This window comes from Actinoalloteichus spitiensis RMV-1378 (assembly GCF_000239155.1).
Lineage (GTDB): Bacteria > Actinomycetota > Actinomycetes > Mycobacteriales > Pseudonocardiaceae > Actinoalloteichus_B > Actinoalloteichus_B spitiensis.
Window position 1 is genome coordinate 1 of sequence record NZ_AGVX02000581.1, and the last position, 1,703, is coordinate 1,703.

Consider the following 1,703-nt stretch of genomic DNA (forward strand, 5'->3'; position numbering starts at 1 on the left):
CCCGGTGCGCCCCCACCCGACCCGAGCGCCTCTCCGGTCACCCCACCCGTGTCCCCCGCTCCCGGCCCGGGCACCGCCCGAGATGGGAACGGTCAGCTCCCGCTCCGCACCCGGCTGCCTCACCCGGCGGAGGGCTCGTAGCGCAGCGCGGTGATCCCGCAGTCGAACGGCTGGGCTGTGACCAGGCGCAGCCGTTGGTACTCGGCGAGCGGCGGGAAGACGGGAAGACCCGCGCCGATCGCCACCGGGTTGACCAACAGGTGCATCTCGTCGACGAGCCCACCCCCGATCAGGCCGGACACCAGCGTCGCGCCGCCGTAGGCGATCAGGTCGCCGCCCGGCTCGTCCTTCAACCGGTGCACGACGGCCGCGAGATCGCCACCGGCGATCACCGCGTTCTCCCACGGCGACTCGGTCAGGGTGTTGGAGACGACGGTCTTGGGAGTGTCGTTCATCCAGGCGACCGTCTCCTCGGTCTCGCCATCGGGGTTGGCGGCCCAGGTGGGGATGAAGCCCTCGGCGAGGTGGCGTCCGAGCATGATGTGGTCGACGGGTGCCATGAGGGTCTTCACGTAGTCGTTCAGATCCTCGCTCCAGGGCAACGTCATCCAGTCCATCTCGCCGTTCGGACCGGCCAGGTAGCCGTCAACGGTCGTCTGCACCTGAAGCTTGAGCCTGCGCACAACGAGGTCCTCTCATGAGTGGTGGGGCGAGAGGCCGCCGGCCGCGCGGAACGAACCTCCGGGAGGGCGCGACCGCCGGAGAGCCCGCGGGATGAGCCGGCTGGCCCGGCAGGGGGGCCGCCGCAAGCGCGCACGGCGACCAACCGCAGTGAACCAGCTCCCTACGACGGTTCCGGCGACCCAGGGCATCCGCGAGCAACGCGTCCCCCTCCTTACCCCTGTTCCGGCGAACCAACCGGGGGTCAGCCGGAGATCCGACGGCCCGGCACCACCAGGCCCGACTCGTAGGCCAGCACCACCAGGCGGGCCCGGTCCCTCACCCCGACCTTCGTCATGATCCGACTGACGTGGGTCTTCGCGGTGAGGTGGCTGATCGTCAACTCCCGGGCGATCTCCGCGTTGGACAGGCCAGCGCCCACGAGTGCCAGGACCTGTCGTTCCCGCACCGTCAACCCGTCGAGTTCGGGTGGTGGGGCCGGGGTGGGCGGCCGGGCCGCGAACTCCTCGACCAGACGCCGGGTGACCGATGGCGCGAGCACCGCGTCGCCCCGGTCGGCCACCCGCACCGCGTGGATCAACTCGGCCGGTTCGGAGTCCTTCACCAGGAATCCGCTGACACCGGCGCGGAGCGCGGAGAAGAGGTACTCGTCCAACGCGTAGTTGGTGAGGATCACGACGCTGACCGGGGCGAGCTCCGGATCCGCGATGATCCGCCGTGCCGCGCTGATCCCGTCCAGCAGGGGCATCCGGACATCGAGCAGGACCACGGACGGGCGGTGCCGCCTGGTCAGTTCGACGGCTTCCAACCCGTTGCCCGCCTGGGCCACCACCTCGATGTCCGGTTCCCGGTCGAGCAGGACCTGGAAGGCGCCCCGGATCAGCGGTTGGTCATCGGCGACCAACACCCTGATCACGGAGCCACCGGCAGGGTCACCGCCACCTGGAAACCGCGTCCGGGGCGGTGCCCCGAGGTGAAACGGCCACCGACGCCTTCGGCCCGTTCCCGCATCCCCACCACCC

General features: G+C 70.8%; 2 protein-coding genes. Both read right to left on the reverse strand.

Annotated features, from left to right (window positions below):
• Positions 1–119: 119 nt before the first annotated feature.
• The gene (locus ACTIDRAF_RS0222040) at positions 120–683 is read right to left on the reverse strand and encodes a dihydrofolate reductase family protein (protein WP_016700876.1); all 564 of its coding nucleotides are present in this window, start codon (positions 681–683) and stop codon (positions 120–122) included.
• Positions 684–925: 242 nt separating this feature from the next.
• Entirely contained in the window at positions 926–1,597 is a 672-nt protein-coding gene (locus ACTIDRAF_RS0222045) for a response regulator (RefSeq protein WP_016700877.1), read from the reverse strand.
• Positions 1,598–1,703: the final 106 nt, after the last annotated feature.